The organism is Arthrobacter sp. NPDC057388 (genome assembly GCF_042668165.1).
Classification (GTDB): domain Bacteria; phylum Actinomycetota; class Actinomycetes; order Actinomycetales; family Micrococcaceae; genus Arthrobacter.
In genome coordinates this window covers 1-17325 of sequence record NZ_JBHVBL010000064.1, presented here as the reverse complement: position 1 = coordinate 17325, position 17325 = coordinate 1, and the positions used below count along the sequence as shown (strand labels likewise).

Here is a 17325-nt window from a genome sequence, read left to right as displayed (position 1 = left end):
GCCCCCTGACGCATGCGTCAGGGGGCGGCGGTATGCGAAGCCCGGCTGGCTCTGGCTTCAGGCCGGGCTAGGCCCTGGTCAAGGCGTCGTCGTCGCGGTCGTCGAGATCGCCTGAGTAGCCGTCCACTGCGGCTTTGGCGCCGGCGAACTTCTCATTGAGGCGGGAGTGCCGCTGCCCGTAGGCGAAGTAGATGGCAATGCCCAGGGCCAGCCAGATGCCGAAGAAGATCCAGGTCTCCACGGCAAGGTTGGTCATCAGGTACAGGCACAACACGGCGGAAAGGACGGGAAGCACCTTGCCGAACGGGACCCGGAAGGCGGGCTTCAGGTCCGGGCGCTTCTTGCGCAGCACGAGGATGCCCAGGCTGACCATGACGAACGCGGACAGCGTTCCGATGTTGATCATTTCCTCGAGCAGGTCCACGTTGGTGAGGCCGGCAACCAGGGCGACGGCGGCACCGCAGATGATCTGCAGCCGGACCGGTGTGGAGCGCTTTTCGCTGGTCTTGGAAAGGGAGCGGGGCAGCAGGCCGTCGCGGCTCATCGCCAGCACTACGCGGGCCAGACCCATCAGCAGCACCATGATCACGGTGGTCAGGCCCACCAGGGAACCAAACGCGATTACCTTCGCGGCGTCCGTGTTTCCGACGGCTTCGAAGGCCGTGGTGAGGGTGGGGCTCTCCGCCTCGGCGAGCTGCGTGTAGGACACCATGCCGGTCAGCGCAAGCGACACCAGAATGTACAGCAGGGTCACCAGGGCCAGGCCTCCGAAGATGCCGCGGGGCAGCGTCTTCTGCGGGTTCTTGACCTCTTCAGCGGAGGTGGCCACCACGTCGAAGCCGATGAAGGCGAAGAACACGAGGGCTGCACCGGCGAAGATGCCGAGGGTGCCGTACTGTGCGGGGGCAGCGCCGGTGAGGAAGCCGAAGAACGACTGCTTCATGACGTCGGCGGCGCCGGCGTTGGCCGTGGGCTCAGACGCCGGGACGAAGGGGGTGTAGTTGGAGAACTTCACGTAGGTGAAGCCGACCACGATCACGAAGACCACCACGCCGATTTTGATGAGCGTGAAGATGTTGCCCACACGGGCCGAGAGCTTGGTTCCGAGCACCAGCAGCACGGTGAAGACGGCAACGATGAGGAAGGCGCCCCAGTACAGGTCAACGCCGCCAATGGAGATGGCAGGCGGCATCTCCACACCCATGAGCGCGAAGACCTTGCTGAGGTAGATGCCCCAGTACTTGGCGATCACGGCTGCCGCGGTGAAGAGTTCCAGGATGAGGTTCCAGCCGATGATCCAGGCCAGGATCTCGCCCATGGTGGCGTAAGTGAAAACGTAGGCGGAGCCGGCTACCGGGATGGCGGTGGCGAATTCGGCGTAGCACATGATCGCCAGGGCACAGGTGATGGCGGCGACCAGGAAGGAGATGGTGACAGCGGGGCCGGCGAAGTTCGCAGCGGCTTTGGCGCCCACTGAGAAGATGCCCGCACCGACGGCAACAGCGACGCCCATGATCATGAGGTCCCAGGTGCTCAGGGAGCGCTTCAGCTTGCGTCCGGGCTCATCGGCGTCGGCGATTGACTGCTCGATGGATTTGGTCCGGAAAAGATTCATTGGAAGTCCACGATCCTGATAGGGGATGGAAACAGACCTATCAAGTGTAGTGTCCATCCAGTGGACGGCCATATTTGTCTCGAATAACGAGACAGACAGCAGGAAAAACCACGCCCGGCCCTCTCCCGCGCTGCGGCTGCGCGGTGTGGAGGGCCGGGCGTGGGGTCCGGTGAAATTACGCGTCAGAGAATGGGATGGGTGGGGAGTGCCGGGCTGCGGACTGCATTGGCAGCCGCAGCCCCGCCGCTCCTATCGCGTCCCTGTCCTGAAGATCCAGGCCCCTGATCCGAGCGGGTTCCCGGCCAGGTCCCTGATGGCGGTTGTCCCGCCCGTCAGTGCGAACCTGTACTGGGTGTTGGCCAGCAGGGTCGTCGACGGGTTGAGGGTCGCGGTCCGCGTGGCGGCGTTGTACGAGACAACGGCGTTAACAACTGCACCATTGGACTGCTGGATGAGACGGACGGTGGTCCCGTTCACGCCGGTAACTCCCTCGCTGAACCTTGCCGTCATATTGGCGGTGCGGCTCACGTTCGTGGCGCCGCCGCCGGGCGACAGTGCCACAACCGTCGGAGCGGGACCGGTGGTGAACTGCCATGCCGAGTTCGCCATGGTGTTGCCGGCGGTGTCACGGACTGCGACAGCCGCGGCTGCCCCCGAGACTGAGACCGTGTAGGTCCGGTCGGCGAGGAGGTTGGCGTTCGGGTTCACCGTTGCCGTCCGCGTCGCGTTGTTGTACGTGACCGTGGCGGGGACGGCGGTGGTGCCGAGTCGCAGTACCACTGAGGTGTTGGTGACGTTGGTGACAGGCTCACTGAACGTCACGGCGAGGTTGTTCGTCTGGCTGACGGACCTGGCGCCCGCGGCAGGCGTCCTGGCAGTGATGGTCGGCGCCACGAACTCGGTCCGCGGCGTAACGAGCGCGCTGCGGGCCGAAGGTGCCCCCGTGCCGGCCGCATTGATCGCCGAGACATCGAACGTGTAGCCGGTGCCGTTGATCAGTCCGGTGACAACCGTGTTCGTCACGTTGCCCACAATCACTTCGCGGGCCGGAGTGGTGCCCGTTCCCACGAAGACGCGGATCCGGTGCTGCGTGATGGCCGGGGCGTTGGCAACCGTCGCTGGGGCGGTCCACCTCACCGTGGCCTGTGCATTTCCGGCCGATGCCGTGCCGATGGTCGGAGCGCCCGCGACTGCCGGGACTGCGGGAGTGACTTCGTTGGACAGCGCCGAGAAGTCGCTGGTGCCGATCGCGTTCAGTGCCCGAACCTGGAACCGGACAGGGGTTCCGTTGGTCAGGCCAGTGACCACGAGGCTGGTGGCACCGGCGTCTGCCGTCCGAAGTGCGCCTACCTGGGCGCCTGAACGGTCGACCACCCGCACCTGGAAGCTGGTGGCCACGCCGCCTGCCGCCGGGGTGAAGTTGACCGTTGCCTGGCCATTCCCGACTGTGGCTGCGCCGATGACGGGGGCCGCCGGAGCAACGGTGTCCGAGAACACGAGGCGTTCGATGTTCCGCAGGGTGTCCGTGCCGTCCGTACCGGTGTTGTCGGTCACCGTGGTGGTTGACCCCGGCGAACCAAGGGCGGCAGGGGCGCCATTGGCACCGATAGTGCTCACGGTGTAGTTGATTTCCGGACCGGAGAACACTGCTGAGTCCGTTCCACCGGAGGCCGTGAGGATTTCGCGGACGGCCACGATGTCGCCGGGGTTCACAGTTCCAGCGAACACAGCTTCCTGGAGCGTCGGACCGAACAACTTGCCGTCTGCACCCTTCTGGTACTGGCTGGTCATCGCGCTCTGGCCCGGGCCATCGGCAGCGGCGCTGCCGATCTCGACGTTCCGATCATCCGGGTTCCGGACACTGAGCCGGACGGAAAGGTACCGGTCGCCGTCGATGATGTCGTTGGCGCCGCGGCCCTCAAGAAGGTCGGAACCGCCGCCACCAAGGAGGATGTTGCCTTCGCCCCAGACGTTCGTACCGGTGAGGACCGGGCAGTCCTTGGATGCCGAAGCTGCCTCAACATCGGACTTCAGCGTCGGGAAGGCCGAAACCAGGTCGCTAAGCCCGTTAATCCGGCCAACACCTTCCTGGTCCAGAACGTTGCAGCCGATGAAGCCGCCGCCTCCGACGGCGCTGGGAACAACGTCGTCGCCGCGGATCTTGTCATCGAACTTCCAGCCCGAGGCCGCCTCAACTTCGTTGAACTTGTCGCGGACATCAACGCTCAGGATGTCAAGCGGAACAAGCGGCAGGTCAAGATCCAGGTTCTGCGGCTGGGGATCCCCAAGGCCGATCTCCCAGTCGTAGCCGGAGGCTCCTGCAACCTTTTCGATGCCGGGACCGCCGAGACCGATGTCATCGCCGCCCTCCATGTCGTAGTCGTCGTCGCCGCCCTGGCCGATCAGGATGTCGTGTCCGGGCTTCTGCGAGTCATCGAGGAAGAACAGGTTGCCGCTGTCCCCCTGCATGAGGTCGGGCTGGTCTCCGCCTTCTTCCCAGTCATCGCCGCTGTCGCCGAATGCTGCGTCAAGGCTCTGACCGAGCATGATGAAGTCGTCACCGGTGCCGCCGAAGGTCTCGTTGGCATTGGCTCCGCCGTTGGTGAAGTCGTTGCCATCGCCAGCCATGATGATGTCCAGGCCGGGCCCGGCGTCGATCGCGTCGTTGCCGGGTCCGCCCTTCGGGACGTCGTCGCCTGCGAGGTCGGTGATGATGTCATCACCTTCGCCGCCGAGTGCGACGTCGGCTCCGTCACCACCTTCGATGATGTCGTTGCCCTCACCACCCCAGAACGTGTCACTGTCGTTGCCGCCATAGACACGGTCCACGCCGGCAGTGCCGTTGTAGACGCTCTGGCCGTTGATGCCGGAGGGATCAACGGTGTTCCTCGCACGGTACTTGATGGTGCCGTCGGCCATACGGACCAGGACAGCGGACTCATCGCATTCTGAGTCCGGATCGTCCGCAACGGTATTGCCGCTGGCCGCGAAGCCTTCGGCGGTGCCTGCCAGCTTCTTCAGTTCAAACTTGCAGTCCGAGGTGGCGAACGCGTCCGCCTTGAGGCTCTTCACGTTCGTGTTGCGCATCATCATCTCCGCAAAGGAGTTACCTTCCAGTTGCGCCCGCAGGTTCATGCCCGGCGTGCGTGCCAGGTAGTAGAGGCGGTCACCGTTCTGCAGATCGGTCAGCTGGTTCTCGAAGACGTAGTTGAACGTGCTGCCCAGCAGGCCGCCAAACACGACGGTCTGCTCAGCGAGGCCGCCGATCCAGAGGTCGACGTTGTCGAGGCCGGTCTTGGAGTTGACGCCGTCGTTGGACCAGTTCGTGCCCGTGCTGTTCATGAAGTCCGCAGCGTCAGCCGGGGGGACCTCGCCTGATTCCGGTTTCACGATCAGCCGCGCGGCCTCCCTCTTGGCGGCGGCCGTGGTTGCCCCGGTGATGGAGGGGTGCAGGCCATAGGCGGCGACGAAGTTGACGAGCGACTCCGGGTGCTTGAGGTTCTCGCCGAAGTCCACCCAGTTGGTGTAGGGCTTCAGCTGGCCGTCATTGGTCTTATTGAAGATCTCACGGCGAAGCACGTTCAGCCGCGGAATACCTTCAGAACGTGCCCGCGTCATGTTGATGGTTGCGAGGTCCATGGGCAGGCCCAGCAGGTTGTTGCGGAGTGTGTCAGTGACGAACTCGTCCAGTTCGTTGCCCGCCTGGTCCGACATTCCCATGATGATGCTTCCGGCGGCCTCTTCCGAGGTGAGCGCGCCGGCAGGGCCGCCGTTGGTGTACTCCGGCGGGTTCAGGAAACCATCGAGCAGCGAGATGTCGTTCTGGCTGCCCTTGGTGTCGTCAGACGTGCCGAACACGGTGTCGGGGCCTGCACCGTCCTCGTTCCTGCGCGAGATGGTTTCGGTCAGCATGGAGTGGCCGAAGCGGTAGACGGCGTGGGCGAATTCAGCCTTGACCGCCGGGTTGAGTTCCGTCTGGGTGAAAGCGAACGGTTCAAAGGGGTTGATCGCCGGCTGCACCTTGCGGGCGAACTCCTCGAAGACCAGGTGCTGGTACTCCATTTCCGTGATGAACCGTGCGGCCTGGAAGAGGCGCTCACCGTTCCAGCCGTCAGCAGGAACATCGGCGCTGCCTGCGCCCGTAAGTGACTTCCATTCCTTCAGGGCCTCCACTCCTCTGGCGGACGTGTCGGTGGTGAGCACGTTCTTGATGTCACCGACAAGCCGGTCGTGCTCGGAGTGGAAAATCTGGTGGATCGCCGTCAACCCGATGTTCTCGTTGACGCGGCCGTCACCTGCGATGAAGTGCGCGTTCAGCATCTCGTCGTCGTAGGTGCCGGGTACCTGGCTGGCGAAGTCGGCCGAGGCTGTGTTGTCCGCATCGGGCGTCGGCATAACCTTGGGAGTCGCGGGGTTGTGGTCCGTGTCCTGTGGTGACGGGTCTGCGTTGTGCGCGATGTCCGTGAGGAACGGGGTGTCAAAGTACTTGACGTTGGCCGGTACCTTGGTGCCCTTACCTTCGTTGTCGGCGCGGTTGGCTTCAACGAGTCCGCCCGCGGTCACGAACTGCGGAAGTCCGCGTTCCGGGCCGGGGATGAACTTGCCGTAGGGGTCCGCGGCGATCATGGGAACGTTCAGTACGTCCTTGTCCTCGAGAAGGATGCCGAGACGCTCCGATGCCTGCTTTTTGGTCGTCTCCCAGGTAGCCATGCCGCCGGCGGTAGGGCCAGCGGGACCACCGAGCAGCTTGCCCGTTGAAACCGGCTTGCCGTCGGCGTTGTCGACGTATTCCCGCAGGAACACCTGGTGTGACGAGTGCGAGGTGTAGGTCTGGCTCTGGTCGACCCAGGGTGAGTCCGTGTTGTTCGCGTCCTGGATATCGTCGGCACTCTCATCGGCAGGAGTGGCGGGGTTATCGCCCAGGACGCCGTCCGGGCCGGGCTGGTTCTGGCCGCGGGTCAGCACCATGAAAGCCTGGCTGGCGGGGACTTCATCACCGGTGTTGGCTTTGCCGTCAGGGCCCACGGTGCGCAGCGGATCATCCGCCTTCAGGGGCACGTAGACAGTTCCGCCGCTCTTGACGGTCTGGTCCACGCCGTGGTCGAAAAACTGTCCGAACAGGGTGAACATCGAGTTGTAGGGTGGGGAAAGACCGACGTCGGTGGTCACGTTCTCGATGAACAACGTGCTGTTCGACGGCACGCAGTTCGCCGGCTCGCCAACGACGGGCGGCGTGGCCAGGGGGTCCGGGTCTTTCGTGCAGGGAATAACGCCTTCGTTGCCCTGCGTCCGAACGGGGTTGCCTGCTGCAGCAACTGCCGCCGGGTTCCTCGAGGTCTGGTCAACGATCAGGTTGCTGATCACGCGGGGCTCCGAGTCGAAAACGTTGCCCTTCTTTTGCGCGTACGACGTCGACTGGGAAGGCCCAAAGCCGGGAGGCGAGTTCTCGGCGCCCTTGAACACCGGCGTGGTCAGGCGCGGGAATTTCTGGTCAGCCGCACCGAACGTCTCCTGGCCCGGCTGAAGGTTGTTGCACGACCCGTCCACCGTCCGCAGACCCGCCGAGACGAGGGGGCTCGGGATCTGGTCGGGCCCCGTGCCGATCAGAGTGCCGCACAGATTGTCCGGGGTATAGGTTGCAGCGTGCCGCTCGGCAATCTTGATCTGCTTCAGGATGAAGGAGAGATCAGAAGCCGTGATGGTGAAACCTTCCCCCACCGGCGCCTGGACTGCGTTGGCTGCCACCACGGGAAGTCCCATGGCGACTGGCATCATCAGTGTGGTTGCTGCCGCAACCGTCTTAATGGAGAACGTTTGTTTGCGGTGCTTCTTGCGTCGTTGACGCCGGTTTGTTGGTGGATTGGTGGGTGAAGCGGATCGACTTTGATCCGCTCCCCCCTCTGACTTCCATGCTGAGACATTCATGGCACACCTGCCGCTAGGAGGGTTATGACCGTGCCATCGTCTGTGGCTCTGCCCGTGAAAACCTTGTGGAAGCGGCCGGACCGAATCTATTTACCCCCTGAAGCCACCCAAATTGGGGGTTTCCAATCACTGGATTAACCGGCATCGCACGGGTGGGGCCGCCAGTCTGCGGCCCCACCCGTGCACCATTTGCCGGAAGTATTACGTCCTGGATCCGGGTTCTCTTACACCGGCCAATCCATGAGCGTGGAGCGGATCAGGAAACGCTTGCCCTCCGGTGCTTCGACCGAAAACCCGCTGCCCCGGCCGTCCACCACATCCACCGTCAGGTGGGTGTGGCTCCAGTAGCCGAACTGTTCCCTGGACATCCAGAACTCCAGCGGCTGGCCGCCGTCGTCCGCGGAACCTGACCCTCCGCCGTCGTTCGCGGAAATATCAAACCGCCCCAGCAGCACGTCCGAGTCACCGGTGAGGAAGTCCCCGCTCGGATAGCACATGGGCGCGGAGCCGTCGCAGCAGCCGCCGGACTGGTGGAACATGAGCGGCCCGTGCCGCGCCCAGAGCTTCCGCAGCAGCGTCACCGCGTCGGCGGTGAGCGCCACCCGGGAAAAAGCCTCCCCGGGCAGCGTCACCGCGGCGTCCAGCCTGGCGCCCATCAGAACCGCAGCACCACGCGGCCGTCGATCTTCGCGTGCTTCATCTCATCGAAGACCGCATTGACCTCCGAGAGTTCCCGTGTGGACACCGTGGGGTGGATCTTGCCCTGCGCGTAGAAATCCAGTGCCTCCTCCAGGTCCTGCCGGGTGCCCACGATGGAGCCGCGGACGGTCAGGCCCTTGAGCACGATCTCGAAGATCGGTGCCGGGAAGTCGCCCGGCGGCAGCCCGTTGAACACGATCGTGCCGCCGCGGCGCGCCATGCCGATGGCCTGGCCGAAGGCCGACGGGTGCACGGCCGTGACCAGGACTCCGTGGCAGCCTCCGGTTTCACGCTGGATGACTTCCGCGGGATCCTCGTGCAGCGCGTTGACGGTCAGCTCGGCGCCGTGCTTGCTGGCGAGGGCCAGTTTGTCGTCCGCGATATCGACGGCGGCGACGCGCAGTCCCATGGCCACGGCGTACTGGACGGCGATGTGCCCCAGGCCGCCGATGCCCGAGATGGTGACCCACTCCCCCGGCTTGGCCTCGGTCATTTTCAGTCCCTTGTAGACCGTGACGCCGGCACAGAGCACCGGGGCCACCTCCACGGGATCAGAGCCCGCCGGTATCCGGGCTGCGAAACGGCTGTCCACCAGCATGTACTCGCCGAAGGATCCGTCCACGCTGTAGCCGGCGTTCTTCTGGGCCTCGCACAGCGTTTCCCACCCGGTGCGGCAGTACTGGCAGTCGCCGCAGGCGGACCACAGCCAGGCATTGCCCACCAGGTCGCCGACGGTGAGGTCGGTCACTCCCTCACCGAGCGCAACCACCTCGCCCACGCCTTCGTGGCCGGGCACGAAGGGAGGTGACGGCTTGACAGGCCAGTCCCCTTCGGCGGCGTGAAGGTCGGTGTGGCAGACCCCGGTGGTGATCAGCCTGACCAGGGCCTGTCCGCGGCCGGGCGTGGGAACGGGGATGTCCTGGATCTGGAGGTCCTTGGCGAATTCGGATACTACGGCTGCTTGCATTGTCGTCGTCATTGGCGAAATCCTTGCGTCGTTGAATCGGTTGTTTGGGTTTAGAAGAAGCCGAGCTTGTTTTCGCTGTAGCTGACCAGCAGGTTCTTGGTCTGCTGGTAGTGGTCCAGCATCATGGCGTGGTTCTCGCGCCCGATGCCCGAGGACTTGTAGCCGCCGAACGCGGCACCGGCCGGGTAGGCATGGTAGTTGTTGACCCAGACGCGGCCGGCCTGGATCTCCCGGCCCGCCCGGTATGCGACGTTGCCGTTGCGGGACCAGACGCCGGCGCCGAGGCCGTAGAGGGTGTCGTTGGCGATGCCCATGGCGTCGTTGTAGTCGCTGAAACGGGTCACGGACACCACGGGGCCGAAGATCTCCTCCTGGAAGATGCGCATCCGGTTGTGGCCCTCGAAGACCGTGGGCTGGATGTAGTAGCCGCCGGCCAGGTCTCCGGACAGCTCGGCGCGTGCCCCGCCGGTGAGGACCTTGGCGCCCTCCTGCTTTCCGATGTCGATGTAGGAGAGGATCTTCTCCAGCTGGTCGTTGGAGGCCTGGGCTCCGATCTGGGTTTCGGTGTCCAGCGGGTTTCCCTGGATGATCTTCTCGGTCCGGGCCAGGGCATCGCCCATGAAGGAGTCGTAGATGCCTTCATGGACCAGGGCGCGCGACGGGCAGGTGCAGACCTCGCCCTGGTTGAAGGCGAAAAGCGCGAAGCCTTCAAGCGCCTTGTCATAGAAGGCGTCGTTGGAGTCCGCGACGTCGTTGAAGAAGATGTTCGGGCTCTTGCCGCCGAGCTCCAGCGTCACAGGGATCAGGTTGTTGGAGGCGTACTGGCTGATCAGCCGCCCGGTGGTGGTTTCGCCGGTGAAGGCGATCTTGCGGATCCGCGGGCTCGAGGCGAGCGGTTTGCCGGCCTCGACGCCGAAGCCGTTGACCACGTTGACCACGCCGGCCGGCAGCAGGTCGCTGATGAGCTCGATCAGGACCAGGATCGACGTCGGCGTCTGTTCGGCGGGTTTGAGGACGACGGCGTTGCCCGCCGCGAGCGCGGGGGCCAGCTTCCAGACGGCCATCAGGATGGGGAAGTTCCACGGGATGATCTGGCCCACGACGCCGAGCGGCTCGTGGAAGTGGTAGGCGGTGGTGTCGTCGTCGAGCTGGGACAGCCGGCCCTCCTGGGCACGGACGGCGGAGGCGAAGTAGCGGAAGTGGTCGGCAGCCAGCGGGATGTCCGCGTTGAGGGTTTCCCGGACGGGCTTGCCGTTGTCCCAGGTCTCCGCGACGGCGAGCAGTTCGACGTTGGCCTCGATGCGGTCCGCGATCCTGTTCAGGATCGCGGCGCGTTCGGCCACAGAGGTTTTGCCCCAGGAGGGAGCCACCTTGTGCGCGGCGTCCAGGGCGAGTTCGATGTCCTCGGCGGTGCCGCGGGCCACCTCACAGAAGGGCTTGCCGGTGACGGGGGTGATGTTCTCGAAGTACTGGCCCTTCACGGGGGCAACCCATTCGCCGCCGATCCAGTTCTCGTAGCGGTCCTTGAACGTGACCTTCGAACCTTCGGTGCCGGGCTGTGCGTAAACGGTCATTGCTAGCTCCTTTGCTGTGCAACACGGAGGCGATATCTCGTGGTGATCGCCGATGCACCGAGCCTAGGAGCGGGCAGGTTGCAGCCAGGTTGCGAGGTCAGTCGAAGGGCAGGTGGTGGGCCCAGCGCCGATGTTAAGCGCCCAGTTCGGCTTCCAGCCGCTCCAGGTCGGCGACGACGGCGGCCCGCTTGGGTGAGCGGGGCGGCAGGAGTTTTAGCGCGGCACGGCGCACGCCCGCGTCGTCCGCGGCCTCCGGCAGTTCGGCGTACTTGAGCAGTGAGTCGGCGCTGCCGTCGGTCAGGACGGCCTCGCGCAGCAGCGCGGACACCCGGTTCCGGAGCTCGACGACGCCGGGCGCCTCCGAGCGGGGCAGGACGGCGCCGCGGTAGATGTCGAGGGCGATGCGGTGCGCGCCGCGCTGCAGGCAGGTGAGCACCTGGCTGCTGTCCGGCAGCAGGTCCATGGGCAGCCGGTACGGCCGGGACTCCGGCACCGCGGCGGGGTTCAGCTGCTGCAGGACCTTCCGGAGGCGCACCATCTCGGCGCGCAGGGTGATGGTGGAACCGTCCCCCGGATAGAGGAGGACGCACAGTTCCTCGGCGCTGAGCCCGTCCGGGTGCGTGCTGAGCAGGGCCAGGATTTCACTGTGCCGGGCGGAAAGCACCACGCTGCGGCCCTCGATGCTGAGCAAGGCCTGGTCGCGGCCCAGCAGCTGCAGGCTGTTCCGGTACAGGCTGCCTTCCCGGGCGGAACCGCCGGCCGCCCCCGGACCCGGGTGCCGCCGTCGTGCTTTAGTGCGTTCCTGTTCGGCGGCCAGCTGGAGGCGTTCGACCCGCAGCTGGGCCTGCGCCGCCGCCACCGTGGCCTCCACGAGGGAGAGCGTGTGCGGTGCGACGGCCGCCTCGGTGCCGGTGATGTCCACGACGCCGAGCAGCGCGCCGGAGTCGGGGTCCTGGAACGGCACCGCGGTACAGCTCCACGGGTGGACGGAGCGCTTGTAGTGTTCGGCGCCGGAAATCTGGATGCCACGGCCCAAAGCGAGGGCGGTGCCGGGCGCGCTGGTGCCCACGGTAGCCTCCGACCAGTCCGCGCCGGGAACGAACATCATGCCCTCGGCGCGGCTCCGCACACCGGTATCGCCTTCCACCCAGAGCAGCCTGCCCACCTCGTCGCCGACGGCCACCAGCAGGCCGCTGTCGTGGCTTGGCCGAATGAGGAGCTTCTGGATCACGGGCATGATGGCGGCCAAGGGGTGCTGCCGCCGGTACTCCTCGAGCTCGTCCGGGGCGATGGCCAGCGGGGCCTCGGGGAGGTCCGGGTTGGCGCGCAGCCTGGCGGACCGCTGCCAGGATTCGCGGATCAGGCTGCGCAGGCCCGGGATCTCCTCCGCGTCCGGGAAGGCTTCGGCCCGGGTGCTGCTGTCCAGGAGTTCGTGGCCTGCCAGGGCGCGGCGCTGCAGCAACACCGAATCCGTGGTCTCGGGTGCCGCCGGCTGGATCAGGTTCTTCATCGAACTCCCACTCGCCCAAACGCTTGCCCGCGACATTCTAGTCCACCGCACGGGCCCGGCAGAAGGTGCACAGGGGCTGGAGTTTTTGTACAGATACTCGGGTTTGAAACGTGCCAAACGGCCATTATCTGTACAAAAACTCCTCAGCCGGGAGGAGGGTCAGGCGCGGGAGATCCGGATCATGTCCTCGCGCGGCACCACCTTGATGCGTTCGCGCACCACGCCGTCCGAAGCGGCGGATTCCGACCACGACGCGCCGAGGGCTTCCTCGTGGGCGTTCAGCTTGTTCCAGCCCTCCCAGGTGGTGTACTCGATGCCGCGCTCCTCGAGCAGGTCGATGATCGCCTGCGGATCGGGGTTCTGCGCCGGCGGCAGGGTGAGCCGGTCTTCGAGGAGGAAGCCGATGGTTTCCAGGGCGTCGCCCTTTGTGTGCCCGATCAGACCGACGGGTCCGCGCTTGATCCAGCCCGTGGTGTAGATGCCGGGGACGGGATTCCCGTTGGCGTCCAGGACGCGGCCGCCCTCGTTGGGGATGACGCCGCGCTTTGCGTCGTATTCCAGCTCGTCCAGCGCGGAGCCGTGGTACCCGATGGCCCGGTACACCGCCTGCACCGGGTAGTCGATGAACTCCCCCGTGCCCTTGACGTTGCCGGTGCCGTCAAGCTGCATGCGCTCAAACTTGATGCCGGCCACCTTGCCGGAGCCGCCGTCGGCGGACTCGCTCCCGTAAATCTCGACCGGGCTGTGCAGGAAGTGCAGGTGCAGCCGGCGCGACGACGGCTGTTCAGACTCGGCATGCTCCTCGACGAGCCAGTTGGTCATGGTGTTCACCATGGTCTTGGTCTGGTTGTTGCTCCGGATCGCGTCGTCGGAGGCCTCGTCGAACTCGAAGTCCTCCGGGTACAGCACAATGTCGACGTCGCGGGCGTGGCTGAGTTCGCGCAGCTCCAGCGGCGTGAACTTCACCTGGGCAGGGCCCCGGCGGCCGAAGACGTGGACATCGGTGACTGGTGAGTTCTTCAGGGCCTGGTAGACGTTGTCCGGGATCTCGGTGACGAGGAGCTCGTCGGCGTGCTTCACCAGCATCCGTGCCACGTCGAGGGCCACGTTGCCGTTGCCGATCACCGCGATTTCCTTGGCGTCCAGCGGCCATTCGCGCGGAACGTCCGGGTGCCCGTCGTACCAGGACACGAAATCCGCGGCGCCGAAGGAGCCCTCCAGGTCAATGCCGGGGATGTCCAGGTCGGCGTCCTTGATGGCGCCCGTGGAAAAGATGACGGCGTCGTAGAAGGCGCGGAAGTCGTGCAGCGTGAGATCCCGGCCGTACGTGACATTGCCCAGGAACCTGATGTCGCCGCGGTCCAGGACCTTGTGCAGGGCGTTGACGATGCCTTTGATGCGCGGGTGGTCCGGGGCCACGCCGTAGCGGATCAGGCCATAGGGTGCCGGGTAGGCCTCGAAGAGATCGATGCTCACCTCAAAGTCGCCGTCCTTGACCTCGTTGGACTTGGTCAGGATGTCCGCGGCGTAGACCCCCGCGGGTCCTGCGCCGACGATCGCGACGCGGAGCGGGCGCTTGGCCGTGGATTCAGCTGTGTTGGACACCGTAAGCCCTTCCGGAACGGGAGACCGCGCCCCAGCGGCGCGCAGTTTTCAATTCTAATTGTCCGCCCGGCCGGGCGTCCCGCCCGTGACGGCGCACTGCGGCCCGTGACGGACTGCGGCCCTTCAGCGGGGGTGCGGAAGGCATTACGACGGCGGCCCCGGCATCCGTGGGCACGCACCGGCCGCTTTGGCCGCGTCAGCCGCTCTTGCGCAGGGCCACCACGTCGCCTTCGCGGTACAGCAGTGCGCGCAGTTCCGACTCCGCCGAATCCAGGCGCTTGGGGTCGATGGTCTCGCCGGCCGCGAAATGGTCCAGCAGCCGGGGGTCAACGTAGCTTTTGCGGGCGATGGACGGCGTGTTGCCCAGCACCGCGGCCGCCTCCATCATGGCGACGCTGATGGCCCGTTTCCGCTTCGCCTCCGTTTTCTGCGGCCCGCTCCGGGCGAGGCTGACGGCTGCCGCTGCAGTGCCGCGCAGGGTCCGGAAGTCCTTCGCCGTGAAGTCGTCGCCCGTGCGCTCCTTCACGTAGCTGTTGATGTCGGCGCTGCTCACCGGGTGCCAGGTGCGGCCGTCCTTGTAGGCCAGCAGCCGCGCGTTGCCGCCGCGTTTCTTGAGGGTCCGGGCCAGCGGAGCGAGGTCCGGGTCGATGATCTGGGACTCCCAGGTCTTGCCGCTTTTGGCGGGGAAGCTGAGGTACAGGGAATCCTTCCGGACGCGCACGTGCGCGCAGAGCAGGGTCGCGAGACCGTGGCTGCCGTTTTCGTTCGTGTACCGTTCCGACCCCACCCGCAGCGACCCGGTATCCAGCATCCTGAAAGCGGCGGCCAGAACGCGTTGCCGGGTGACGCCGTCGGATCTTAGGTCCATCGTGACCAGCCGGCGGGCGGTGGGCAGGGACTCGGCGAGCTGGAGCGCGCGGTCGAATTTCAGGCGGTCTTTCCGTTCGCGCCACTCCGGGTGGTAGATGTACTGCCGGCGGCCGACGGCATCCGTTCCCACGGCCTGGATGTGGCCGTTCTCGAAGGGCGCTATCCACACGTCCGTCCAGGCGGGCGGAATGCCGATGCTTTCCAGCCTGTCCCGAATCGGCCCGGGCGGCAGCGTGGAGCCGTCAAGGTCCCGGTAACTGAAGCCGCTGCCCGCCCGCACCCGACGGTAGCCGCGGCCGGAGGAGTTGCTGCGGCGGAGCCTCATGGGGCCGTCATCCCGTGCTGAGTCGTACTCATAATGGCAAGCCTACTGACTAATTTGCTGTCGCAGGAAAAAATCCCTGCCGATGGCAGCCGGAATACCCCTCCCTGGGATGGTGTTATGGATCTTGTGCCAAACCCCGACGGATCAATCTCCTCCACTGTTTCAGCTGGCCGCACCTCCGGCTCCGCGCCGCCCGCTCAGCCAGGTGCACCAAAGGCGGTGGATAAAGACACGACGGCGGGAATCCTGTTCGGTGTTGGCGCGTACGGGCTGTGGGGACTGCTGCCCCTGTACTTCTTCGTTCTGCAGCCCGCCGGAGCGGTGGAAATCGTGGCCAACCGTGTGGTGTGGTCGCTGCTCTTCTGTGCCCTCCTGATCACGGTTACCCGGGCGTGGCGCGTTTTGGGTGCCGCCCTGCGGAACCGCTCCGTGCTCGCAACGCTGGCCGTCGCCGCAGGCCTCATCGCGGTGAACTGGCTGACGTACACCTACGGCGTCACCACGGGGCAGGCGGTGGAGACCTCGCTGGGCTACTTCATCAACCCGCTGGTGTCCGTCCTCCTCGGCGTGTTCGTGCTCAAGGAAACGCTGCGCCCGCTGCAGTGGGCCGCCGTCGGAATCGGATTTGTCGCCGTCGGCGTGCTGACCGTGTCCTACGGGAAGCTGCCCTGGATCGCCCTGACGCTGGCCGTCAGCTTCGGCCTGTACGGCTTCGTGAAGAAGCGGGTGGGACCGCGGGCCGACGCCGTTACCAGCCTCACCGTGGAGTCCATCGTCCTCGCTCCCCTGGCCGCTGCCACGATGGTTTTCCTCGCGGTCACCGGCTCTGCCTCCCTGACCACCCAGGGCCCCGCGCACTTCTGGCTGCTCCTGGCGTCCGGCGTCATCACCGCCGTGCCGCTGGTGTTCTTCGGGGCCTCCGCCCGCCGGCTGCCGATGACCACCATCGGTCTGCTGCAGTACTTCGCCCCGGTGCTGCAGTTCATCGTGGCCCTCGTGGTGTTTCGTGAAGCCATGACGCTGGAGCGCTGGATCGGGTTCGGCGTCGTCTGGCTGGCCCTGCTGGTGCTCACCGTGGACATGCTGGCTGCGACCCGGAAGAACTCCGCGGCCAAGCGGCTCGCCCGCAAGGAAGCGCGAGCGGACACTTAAGGCCCGTCAGGAAGCCGCGGGGAAAGGTCAGGGGGCCGAGTCCGCGCGGTCGTAATCGCGCGGGACCACCACCATGGGAACCGGCAGCGCCCGCAGCACCTTGTTGGCTGTGCTGCCCAGGAACATCCGGTTCTTCTCGGCCAGGCGGGAGGAACCCACGATGAGGATCTCGCCGTCGTCCCATTCGAGCCCGTCGATGGCCTCCTCAATGGTGCGGCCGTGGGCCACCGCCACTCCAACCTCGTGCCCGGCCGGGACCTTCCCCGACGCTGCCGTCAGGACGGTGTTGGCATGGATGTGCGCCGCGTTGATGGCCTCCCCCGAGTCGCCGGCGGCGTCGAGTACCACCAGGGAAACCAGGCGCAGCGGCACACCCCGGCGCTTTGCTGCCCTGATCGCCGTCTCGATGGCAGCCTCGGCGCCGGCCCGCTGCCCGACGGCCAGGGTGAGCCTGGTGACCGGCGCTGTCCGCTGGTAGCCCCGCGGCGCGAGTGCCACCGGAACCGGCGATGCGTGCAGCAGCGCGTTGGCGACGCTGCCCACGGTGTACCGCTTGAACAGGCCGGTACTGGCGGCCCCCACCACGATGAGCCCTGCTTCATACTCGACCGCCGCCTCAATGAGACCGGCCGCGAAGGAATCGGCCTCCCGCGCATGGAATTGTGCGGGTAGCCCCTCCGGGACCAGTGCCAGGGCCTGCCGTTCAGCTGTCAGCACCTCCTGCTCGGCGGCGCTGACCCGGCTGCCCTCCGGATTCAGGGCAACATACGGCGTGCCAGGCTTCATCACATAGACCAGGTCCAGTTCTGCGCCCTGGGCCAGCGCCAGTGACGTGGCCAGCGCGACGGCATCCGCGCCCCGCTCGGTAGGTGTGTAACCGACTACGTATCGCATGCAAAACCCCTCTTGGGTAAGGCAGACCGGTGTCCGGATCCCTGCGGCGCTCCCGGCCTGCGGCGGAAAGTGCAGTGGTGAGCAAGACTCTACCCCGGCACCCGCACCAGCGGACCGGAACACAGCTTGAACCCATGGGAGTACGGAGGCGGCAACAACGACGGCGGGCCGGGCACCTTTGGTACCTGT

At 66.0% G+C, this 17325-nt stretch carries 10 protein-coding genes; 1 reads left to right on the top strand and 9 read right to left on the bottom strand.

Annotation, left to right across the window (positions count from 1 at the left end):
• Window positions 1-67: 67 nt before the first annotated feature.
• The 8 genes from ACFUTU_RS20045 to ACFUTU_RS20010 form a co-directional block, all read right to left on the bottom strand.
• The gene (locus ACFUTU_RS20045; protein WP_377967502.1) at window positions 68-1615 is read right to left on the bottom strand and encodes an amino acid permease; all 1548 of its coding nucleotides are present in this window, start codon (window positions 1613-1615) and stop codon (window positions 68-70) included.
• A 249-nt stretch (window positions 1616-1864) separates the two neighbouring features.
• The gene (locus ACFUTU_RS20040; RefSeq protein ID WP_377967500.1) at window positions 1865-7390 is read right to left on the bottom strand and encodes a peroxidase family protein; all 5526 of its coding nucleotides are present in this window, start codon (window positions 7388-7390) and stop codon (window positions 1865-1867) included.
• Window positions 7391-7764: 374 nt separating this feature from the next.
• Window positions 7765-8196: a DUF779 domain-containing protein gene (locus ACFUTU_RS20035; protein ID WP_377967498.1), complete on the bottom strand. Its 432-nt coding sequence runs from the start codon at window positions 8194-8196 to the stop codon at window positions 7765-7767.
• Complete coding sequence (gene adhP / locus ACFUTU_RS20030) at window positions 8196-9218, bottom strand: alcohol dehydrogenase AdhP (RefSeq protein ID WP_377967496.1); 1023 nt, start codon at window positions 9216-9218, stop codon at window positions 8196-8198. The genes ACFUTU_RS20035 and adhP overlap by 1 nt, the downstream gene beginning before the upstream one ends.
• A gap of 38 nt (window positions 9219-9256) precedes the next feature.
• Window positions 9257-10780 (bottom strand): aldehyde dehydrogenase family protein, encoded by a 1524-nt coding sequence (locus tag ACFUTU_RS20025; protein ID WP_377967494.1) that lies wholly within the window; start codon window positions 10778-10780, stop codon window positions 9257-9259.
• Between the two features lie 133 nt (window positions 10781-10913).
• Complete coding sequence (locus tag ACFUTU_RS20020; protein WP_377967492.1) at window positions 10914-12290, bottom strand: GAF domain-containing protein; 1377 nt, start codon at window positions 12288-12290, stop codon at window positions 10914-10916.
• A 159-nt stretch (window positions 12291-12449) separates the two neighbouring features.
• A complete protein-coding gene (locus ACFUTU_RS20015) occupies window positions 12450-13895 on the bottom strand; it encodes an FAD-dependent oxidoreductase (protein WP_377967490.1) in 1446 nt (481 codons plus the stop codon).
• Between the two features lie 196 nt (window positions 13896-14091).
• Window positions 14092-15090 (bottom strand): DNA topoisomerase IB, encoded by a 999-nt coding sequence (locus ACFUTU_RS20010; RefSeq protein ID WP_377967488.1) that lies wholly within the window; start codon window positions 15088-15090, stop codon window positions 14092-14094.
• A 117-nt stretch (window positions 15091-15207) separates the two neighbouring features.
• Here ACFUTU_RS20010 and rarD point away from each other — a divergent pair, with 117 nt between their 5' ends.
• Window positions 15208-16242 (top strand): EamA family transporter RarD, encoded by a 1035-nt coding sequence (rarD, locus tag ACFUTU_RS20005; RefSeq protein ID WP_377967486.1) that lies wholly within the window; start codon window positions 15208-15210, stop codon window positions 16240-16242.
• A gap of 27 nt (window positions 16243-16269) precedes the next feature.
• Here rarD and ACFUTU_RS20000 read toward each other — a convergent pair whose 3' ends face one another.
• A complete protein-coding gene (locus ACFUTU_RS20000; RefSeq protein ID WP_377967484.1) occupies window positions 16270-17136 on the bottom strand; it encodes a universal stress protein in 867 nt (288 codons plus the stop codon).
• Window positions 17137-17325: the final 189 nt, after the last annotated feature.

Excerpts from the sequence above, each read along its gene's own strand:
- ACFUTU_RS20045 (WP_377967502.1), bottom strand. The coding sequence starts at position 1,615 with ATGAATCTTTTCCGGACCAAATCCATCGAGCAGTCAATCGCCGACGCC.
- ACFUTU_RS20040 (WP_377967500.1), bottom strand. The coding sequence starts at position 7,390 with ATGATGCCAGTCGCCATGGGACTTCCCGTGGTGGCAGCCAACGCAGTC.
- ACFUTU_RS20035 (WP_377967498.1), bottom strand. The coding sequence starts at position 8,196 with ATGGGCGCCAGGCTGGACGCCGCGGTGACGCTGCCCGGGGAGGCTTTT.
- adhP (WP_377967496.1), bottom strand. The coding sequence starts at position 9,218 with ATGACGACGACAATGCAAGCAGCCGTAGTATCCGAATTCGCCAAGGAC.
- ACFUTU_RS20025 (WP_377967494.1), bottom strand. The coding sequence starts at position 10,780 with ATGACCGTTTACGCACAGCCCGGCACCGAAGGTTCGAAGGTCACGTTC.
- ACFUTU_RS20020 (WP_377967492.1), bottom strand. The coding sequence starts at position 12,290 with ATGAAGAACCTGATCCAGCCGGCGGCACCCGAGACCACGGATTCGGTG.
- ACFUTU_RS20010 (WP_377967488.1), bottom strand. The coding sequence starts at position 15,090 with ATGAGGCTCCGCCGCAGCAACTCCTCCGGCCGCGGCTACCGTCGGGTG.
- rarD (WP_377967486.1), top strand. The coding sequence starts at position 15,208 with ATGGATCTTGTGCCAAACCCCGACGGATCAATCTCCTCCACTGTTTCA.
- ACFUTU_RS20000 (WP_377967484.1), bottom strand. The coding sequence starts at position 17,136 with ATGCGATACGTAGTCGGTTACACACCTACCGAGCGGGGCGCGGATGCC.